Annotated in this window: 7 protein-coding genes; 1 reads left to right on the top strand and 6 read right to left on the bottom strand. The window is 41.5% G+C overall.

The window, feature by feature from the left end; translation table 11 throughout:
* Positions 1-436 precede the first annotated feature (436 nt).
* Positions 437-1,408 (bottom strand): hypothetical protein, encoded by a 972-nt coding sequence (locus APB76_RS03385; RefSeq protein ID WP_054962935.1) that lies wholly within the window; start codon positions 1,406-1,408, stop codon positions 437-439.
* A gap of 280 nt (positions 1,409-1,688) precedes the next feature.
* Here APB76_RS03385 and APB76_RS03380 point away from each other — a divergent pair, with 280 nt between their 5' ends.
* Positions 1,689-2,030 (top strand): DUF2850 domain-containing protein, encoded by a 342-nt coding sequence (locus APB76_RS03380; RefSeq protein WP_235431362.1) that lies wholly within the window; start codon positions 1,689-1,691, stop codon positions 2,028-2,030.
* Between the two features lie 635 nt (positions 2,031-2,665).
* Here APB76_RS03380 and APB76_RS22490 read toward each other — a convergent pair.
* The 5 genes from APB76_RS22490 to vxrA all read right to left on the bottom strand — a co-directional run bounded on the left by APB76_RS22490 (position 2,666) and on the right by vxrA (position 7,101).
* On the bottom strand, positions 2,666-2,812 hold the full coding sequence (locus tag APB76_RS22490; protein ID WP_074181686.1) for a YoaH family protein: 147 nt from the start codon (positions 2,810-2,812) through the stop codon (positions 2,666-2,668).
* A gap of 86 nt (positions 2,813-2,898) precedes the next feature.
* A complete protein-coding gene (gene traF / locus APB76_RS03375; RefSeq protein WP_049846169.1) occupies positions 2,899-4,104 on the bottom strand; it encodes a conjugal transfer protein TraF in 1,206 nt (401 codons plus the stop codon).
* A 60-nt stretch (positions 4,105-4,164) separates the two neighbouring features.
* Positions 4,165-5,043 carry a DUF2861 family protein gene (locus APB76_RS03370; RefSeq protein ID WP_049846168.1) on the bottom strand — a complete coding sequence of 293 codons (879 nt, stop codon included), beginning with the start codon at positions 5,041-5,043 and terminating at the stop codon, positions 4,165-4,167.
* Positions 5,043-5,702, bottom strand: coding sequence for a response regulator transcription factor VxrB (gene vxrB, locus APB76_RS03365; protein WP_049846167.1), 660 nt, complete (start codon positions 5,700-5,702; stop codon positions 5,043-5,045). The genes APB76_RS03370 and vxrB overlap by 1 nt, the downstream gene beginning before the upstream one ends.
* Entirely contained in the window at positions 5,677-7,101 is a 1,425-nt protein-coding gene (gene vxrA / locus APB76_RS03360; protein ID WP_054962936.1) for a sensor histidine kinase VxrA, read from the bottom strand. Before vxrA ends, vxrB begins: the two co-directional genes overlap by 26 nt.
* Positions 7,102-7,259: the final 158 nt, after the last annotated feature.

Here is a 7,259-nt window from a genome sequence, read left to right as displayed (position 1 = left end):
TTAACAGGACATTTCTACTTTGCTGAAGACAGGACATTTTAAAATGGGATAGACAAATTAAGCCCTCTATCCCAGGGGATTGCTTCGATAGTGATATCAAAGTCAGGCATCTCACGCGCTATACTTCGCACCAAATCAGGATAAATTCAGACCGCTTTACCATCTACTTGGAAACTATAAGGAGGCCCCCCTAAACTGTGGTGCTTCATGCTACATACCAAAATATTGATTGACCCAACAATTATAGTCAATGAATGACGGATATTGTCTAAGTTAAAGTGGTCATATAGAGAACCCAAATCAAACTGATACAAAGCATAGAAATAACGCTACCAAAATAGCGCTGGAAAGACATAGTGTTGAGATAGACCCGATAGGAATGGAAAAGCGTATATGTCCATCGAATAAGATATCTGGTTCCCGTACTTTAAACGAGTTACAAATCATCCAAGCCAGACATTAGAAAGCAATTGACTAGCTTTTTGTTCTCTTCATAGTAAGACAGAAAGTAGACTAGTTCATCTATTTCAATATTGTGAGTGTCTAGATCTACGACAAAGCCAGCATGGTGTTTATTAAAGCTACTTCCAACACGAATGATATAGTCATCTGCTGTAAGTAGAGATGCCCTCGCCTTTACTCGACTAAATAAAGGGGCCAAGTTGGTGTTCTTCCATCCTTTAGGCATGCTGTAGGGAATGCTACTTATATTCATATCTACTCCTACGTCAAGATGGTGCGGCTTAACAAGTGGCTTGATATGTTTTTCAACTAAACTTTTAAGCTTTAAGAATGCGGCTTTCCCTTGTGGATCTGACTTTAAAGGCGATGAGTGTTTTGATTTTAGGTGTTTTGTCCAAACTTTTTTGAACAGTAAGTCTATTGGTTGGCTCAAAAGCTCAAAGACAGACATTTCTAACATAATATATTTGAGCGGGCTATCTTTAAGCTCGCCACTAAAAATACTATCAAGACCGAGCCTGAATGAAACATCATTTACTCCTACACCCTGTAATAGGTCTACAACTGTACTCCCTAGCCCCACTCCCGTCCCTTTAATGATAAGAAAAGAGGTGTTGTGTATCACAGCCTCTGCCATCGGGTACATCGGTGTTTTTTCTATTTTCCTATCAATACGATTAAACCAAACTTTTATCGTTTTGTGTTTATCGGTGGTATAGATAGACTCACTTCGAAGCGATATAGCGTGCAAAGATTCTATGATTTTAGCCAGTGGCCCTGTCATGACAATATCTGACACAGATGCATCGTATCTCGACATTTTTATAAAGCTCAGCGGAACTGGCTGCTGGACCATTAACCCTGCAGATGGGTGCGCGTGCATTGAGTGGGCTTGATAAAATATCTTCCCTTCAGGGAACAGTTTTTCTTTAATAGCGTTTGGCATATTGCGTTGCTCTTAAATAATCAAGTCACGGAAGAATAACATAATAGCGATATATCACCTGAACAAATGCTGTACTACTTTCCTGTTTTGGAAGAAAAGTGACATTTTTAACATCTCAACACATAGCTGCTAGCTCGGTCTTAATCACACTTTCCATTGCATTTGGCTAGGCTAAATACTCGACAAAGAGCCATTTCACCTTAATCTACGCACAACGGCCGTCGCCTTAAGCATTTAACGGCAACTTAAATTTTACCTGACAATGCAAAAAAACCACTTAATGACTGCTTTGTTTACTACTGTGTGGGTTCTTCTAGCACTATGTTTTTCATCATTAATCTATTTAAGCTATCAAGATTATGTCCATCCAAGGAATGTCTATGGAAAATGGATCGAGGTAGATGCTCCCGATTACAATACCGACGTCCTATTTCTTAACGAACGAGGTGTTTATCGCAATGAACGCCTGATTTCGACCAGGTTTCTATTCGATGGCACAACGGTCACGATAAAAACGGGCCAAGGCAACTATGTGTACCAAGTTGCCGGTTCAGACAACAAACCTTTGTTAAAACGTTTAGAACCATCGATTCCTCCTAAGCGCTTTGCCAAGGGGTCATAAAGCTCAACTAAACTAAGAATATCGATTGGTCAATAGATATTCCCTTCTATCTCCTCCAATACATTACAACGTAACCCCACATTAGTGACACTGTAATGCGTATTGACGTAATCATTATGCAGCCTATTCCGAACCGCTCGATTCAGCGCTGGTATCTCATATCGGCTTAGATTCCCCAAATATACCCAGACAATGGTATTTCTCAGTTTTTAGACCTCTATCCACATATTCGGCGCAGATATCAGCCAGTGACCTTAGATGTTTCTTGATTTCAAGGTTACACGATCACACCTCAGAATATATAACTGGCTGATAGTAAGCGCTTGCAGACAAAACTTACAAACCTGTAATTTTATTACACAATCCAAATCATAACCATCAGAGCTAGAACATAACACTACGCTAAGCTATTGATTTAACGCCATTTGTAATTACATAAAAGCACTCCGACAATACTTTCAGAAACATTACAGACTTAAAATGAATTACAGCTTGCTGCTCTTTGTTTTTGCTTAGATTGGCGCGCATGACTATTTACCACACATGCAATTAGTTATAGTGCCTCATAAATGCCAGGTACAAAAAAAGAGCAATCTCCTGCTCTCCCTTTCTTTATCTGTTAATCAGCGTATAAATTACTGCTTCGCAGCCTGAGCCCGGATTTCTTCAGCGACCATTTTTATTGCCTGAGCGGTGCTTATTCCCTCTGCCATTAACTCTTGAATCTTCTCGACAGCTTTTTGTTGCTCTTCGTGAGAAAGTGGCGGTAAATCATCAAACATAAAAAAGGCTCCTAAAAATTTAGGAGCCGACTATATTATGATTTCATCATAAGTGCCAGTATTTCACTGGTTGCGATTCTAGGTGCTTAATAGCTGGTTAAGAAGTTGATATACGCGCCCATCGAGTTTTCATTGGTGTAGCTCGCACCAATATCAAGTTGGAACAGGTTTAGTGGAGAAAGCCCAATACCTGCGGTCACGGTGTCATCGAGGTTGTCATATGCTAGGTTTCGATTCCAACCCGCTCGAAGTTTAAGTTGGCGCATAATGTCAATCTCTCCACCAACTCTTAGCATTTGAGTGTTATCGTTAAAGTTAGTGAACTTCTCTTCTTCGTCTAGATCGTAATCCACACTTAGAGTCGCGTAGTCTGCAACAAGCCCAACACCTACGGTGTATTGAGGGCGCATCTGATAATCATAAGTAACCGCGCCGAATGTTCTTGACTGACTAGCGTCAATTTTCGATGTCACGGTTGAAGCTGACAGTTCTTGAGATTTAATATCACGAGAGACTAAGTTCATCGCTGAAAAGCCAACGCGTAACGGACCATAAAACCATAAGAAGCCAGCATCTAGGTTGAACATTGTCTCGCCTTGACCATTTTCTCTGATGTCTTTGATATCATAGTTGTTAATGTTGGCGCGATATACGTATGTATAAATGCGCTGTAGCTTGGGCGTTACACCAAATGCAATATGCTGCCCTAGAAACGTTTGATATTTGGCAAGCGAGAGTCCAACTTCAGTCACTCCAAGACCTACAGCGTTCACCCCACTTAGTTCTGCGTTAATTGCTGGATTTAGGTTTGGGGTAGCACTGTTGGCCCCTGAGTATATATCAGTCTGAGCGAAAGATTCTGCATAAGCCTTACCAAATACATTTGCAGCTATGTAACGATTAGGTATTGCAAATGCCACAACGCCGCCAAGTTCGAGATTAGCAACATCACCTTCGAGTGCATTTAAAGTCGATTCCAATTCAGACACGTTGGAATAGTCGCCATCAACAGCTTGATTAATGATATCTGACGCCTTCTCCAGATCATCGACCATCATATGCTCATCGCTGTATGACAAACCAAAGCTGGGGGTGATCATCCCCACGTCATCATTACGACGATAAATCGCCGTTAATGCTGGGTTATAAAATGGTGCGGTTAAGAAATTTGCAGAAACTACACCGACTCCGCCCATTGCGTCTCCGCGAGCTTCGATAGCGTAATTCGCAGCCGATGCCGAACTGGCTGCAAGTGCAATAGACAATGTAAGAAGTTTTATTTTATTTTCCATAATCGGTATAAACTTTTTAGTTCCATATGTTTATATCGTTCTATTGTCTATTAACTTTAGTTATTCCTCCACAGAAACATCATGTGTCTTACTAATTATTTGTGACTGTTCCACAATTATTGGTCCTTGCCACCTTTGGTGAGTGATCGAAACGGCCAAAACATACCTCCCTTTTTCGACATTGGTATTGTTCAGAGATGTTGGGTAATCAGAGTCATAGCTTTCGCTCCAAACTTGGTTGTAGCTTCCATCTATATAGTCATAAAGCGCAACATCCAGTTTCGGTAGCGGACAGTGTGAATTTAACAGTGCGTTTCGGTCCAACTTCCATTGAGCTTTCGCGTCCCAGCGTACACTCATTTTCGCCTTTGGGTCACCAAGTACTAGCCAGGAACTCCAAGATGATTGATCGGCGGCCGTCACATCGATTCTGTATAGTCCACTTCGAACTCTACTATTTAGGTTGTACCGCTTAACGTACTTCTGACTAGCGATATCGCTGCTAGGAATCGTATGGACTAAAGAGTTGTCGATTGAAAGGGTTTTAGAGACCCAACGAGTCAATGAAATATCTTTAATATCTCGGTTTGATTCGATTTCAACAATCGCACGATACGCATCCCGCCCCGGGCTTTGGATCTCTGTTCGACGAACAGTCACATTGCTTATCCATTCTGGGAGTGAACGGTTATCTAGACTTTTTCCGCAATCAACATCTAACGACTGAAGAAACAGATCATTCAAATGGGGGGTAATTTCACGATTCTTTTCGAGTTGCCATACTTCCACCAACGATGAAAACATCGTCGGTAAATCACCGTCTAAAAGATGCCGATGCGCTTGCGTCAAAGGTGAGTTGCTTTCAAACCATGGTACTTGTTCGGCAGTTGTTGGCGCACTCATAATCAGTGCGCCAACTAATAGCTTGATTCTATCCATTAAGCCTTCATTTTGTAGCCAACGCCACGTAATGTTTCTATCTCGAGACCTGGTAGTTTTTGGCGAAGCTGAAGTACGTGCGTATCGACGGTACGCGTTGTTGGAAAGTGGTTGTAACCCCATACGTGATCAAGTAGCTCATCACGGGTAAAAACTCTGCCTAAGTTACTCGCCAAGAATAACAATAGATCAAACTCAGTTCGGGTTAAGGTAATCAGCTCATCTTTATATGTGACTTCACGTGTCGCTTTATCAATCAAAAGATGCTCAGTCTCTACCTTGTTGTCATCTTGCGCTTCACCTTCTGGTGCACGTAATTGTGCACGGACCCGTGCGAACAATTCTGCTTCAGCAAATGGTTTGGTGAGATAGTCGTTTGCTCCAGCATCTAACCCCATTACTTTGTCTTTTACCGTAACTAGCGCGGTCAGCAAGATCACTGGCACATCTTTGATCTTCTTCCACTCGACTAGATGATCAACAGAATCACCATCAGGGAGTTGGCGATCAAGAATAACCAAATCCGCTTTATCCCAGTACTGTGCTACGTCTGCGATCGTTTCTGAATGGAAGCACTCATACCCCGCTTGCTCTAAGCTAACCAATAAACCGTCAGCTAAGTTTTTATCGTCTTCAACAAGAAGCAGTGTCTGTTTCACAAGGTATCTCCAATATAAACGCTGTTGGTGGCCCAATTAATGACATTTTACCGCCCATTCGACCAACCATAGATTCCACTATGGTTAAACCAAGACCAAGTCCACTTTTGCTCACAAAAGGTTTACGTAACTGGCGCCAATCTTTAGCGGACAGTTCGCCCTGATCTTGCACTTTAACCGTGATTTTCTGTGTATCTGTTGTGACTTCTAGTACAACAGGTGCAACCCCATATTTGATGGCATTGCGGATCAAATTATCTATACATGTGCCAAGCCAGTACACATTTAACTTGGCCGCCACATCTTGATTTACCAAGAGTCTTACTTTTCCGTTAAACTCTTCTTCCACCTTAAACTCCAGCCACTCTTGGACTGAAGGCACCCAATCTGTCGCTAAAGGCTTGTTATCTGATTGAAGGTAGTCTTTACTAGCTTCAGCTAATTGCCTTAAGCGTCTGGAATCTTCGCACAAACGGCGAAATTCATCATACACGGATTCAGGTAGGTGTTCGAATTCACGTCTGAATCCTTCAACAGTTAAAGACAAGCTTGCAATCGGCGTCCTAAGTTCATGAGTCAAGATTTGCAGGATCAACATCCTGCTTTTCATTTCTTGTCTCTTCGTATTCCAACGGTATGCAGACCATCCTAGCACTAACAGTATGTTTGCAATAACCAATGCCACCATACTAATGCGTAATATATCTGAATGGTCTTCAACGTCCCAACATAGGTTGCCACGCTGTACAAAACAGCTATTTGTCTCTTTTCTTAAACTAAATGACAATCCCGCTTCTTCAACGGCTTGTTTCCAAACACTCTCTGGATAGATTAAGTAGTTGTCACTTTTTCTTAACCACAGTTCATTGCGCTCAAGAAACATACTAGAGCCAGCAATCAAGGCTACCATTGCATCTTCATCCATTCTTTGTAGTCTGCCTAGCAAAGTAGTATCTGAAGCAGTTGGACGCTCTTTTATATGCATATATTGCTGTAACTGCTCTATATACTCTGGGTATATTTGAACATATCTACTCGCATAGGTTCCCCCGCCTGGGTGAATTAATGCACTTCGTGCAAACCATTTTTCGCTGAGCCTGTTCCCTTTACACATCGCACGAGTAAACACCAGTGGCTCTGTAATTAAAGGGCTTAGTGGCAACTTCCCCGTACAATTTTGCGCAAGTTGATACAACCTCTGAATATCTTTTAAAGGATATGCCGACGTTTGTGGCAACATTGATTCCGGAGTAAGTAGCCTAGTTGGGTAATCTGACTGTAAGCTTCGGATATCATAAGAAACCGTAGCTTGTGCTTGATCGAACAGATCAACAAAACGGTCGATACGCTCTGGTAAAGACTCTGCAGATACACCACCTGATAAGAACGCAATACCCATTGCGATCACTTTAACTGTTGTCTTAATCAATGCAAAAATTCATTAAATCAGTAAGTTATGATTTAGAGTAAAACATTATGGCAAAAATATAAAACTGAAATGTAATATCAATGTCAGAAATAATACTCATAAAACAAAAGAAGCCAGCATAACGCTGG

It is taken from the genome of Vibrio bivalvicida (assembly GCF_001399455.2).
Taxonomy (GTDB): Bacteria; Pseudomonadota; Gammaproteobacteria; order Enterobacterales; family Vibrionaceae; genus Vibrio; species Vibrio bivalvicida.
The sequence above is the reverse complement of the archived record's forward strand: the minus strand, read 5'-3'. Positions and strand labels throughout refer to the sequence as shown.

Excerpts from the sequence above, each read along its gene's own strand:
- vxrA (WP_054962936.1), bottom strand. The coding sequence starts at position 7,101 with ATGGGTATTGCGTTCTTATCAGGTGGTGTATCTGCAGAGTCTTTACCA.
- APB76_RS03380 (WP_235431362.1), top strand. The coding sequence starts at position 1,689 with ATGACTGCTTTGTTTACTACTGTGTGGGTTCTTCTAGCACTATGTTTT.
- APB76_RS03370 (WP_049846168.1), bottom strand. The coding sequence starts at position 5,043 with ATGGATAGAATCAAGCTATTAGTTGGCGCACTGATTATGAGTGCGCCA.
- traF (WP_049846169.1), bottom strand. The coding sequence starts at position 4,104 with ATGGAAAATAAAATAAAACTTCTTACATTGTCTATTGCACTTGCAGCC.
- APB76_RS03385 (WP_054962935.1), bottom strand. The coding sequence starts at position 1,408 with ATGCCAAACGCTATTAAAGAAAAACTGTTCCCTGAAGGGAAGATATTT.
- APB76_RS22490 (WP_074181686.1), bottom strand. The coding sequence starts at position 2,812 with ATGTTTGATGATTTACCGCCACTTTCTCACGAAGAGCAACAAAAAGCT.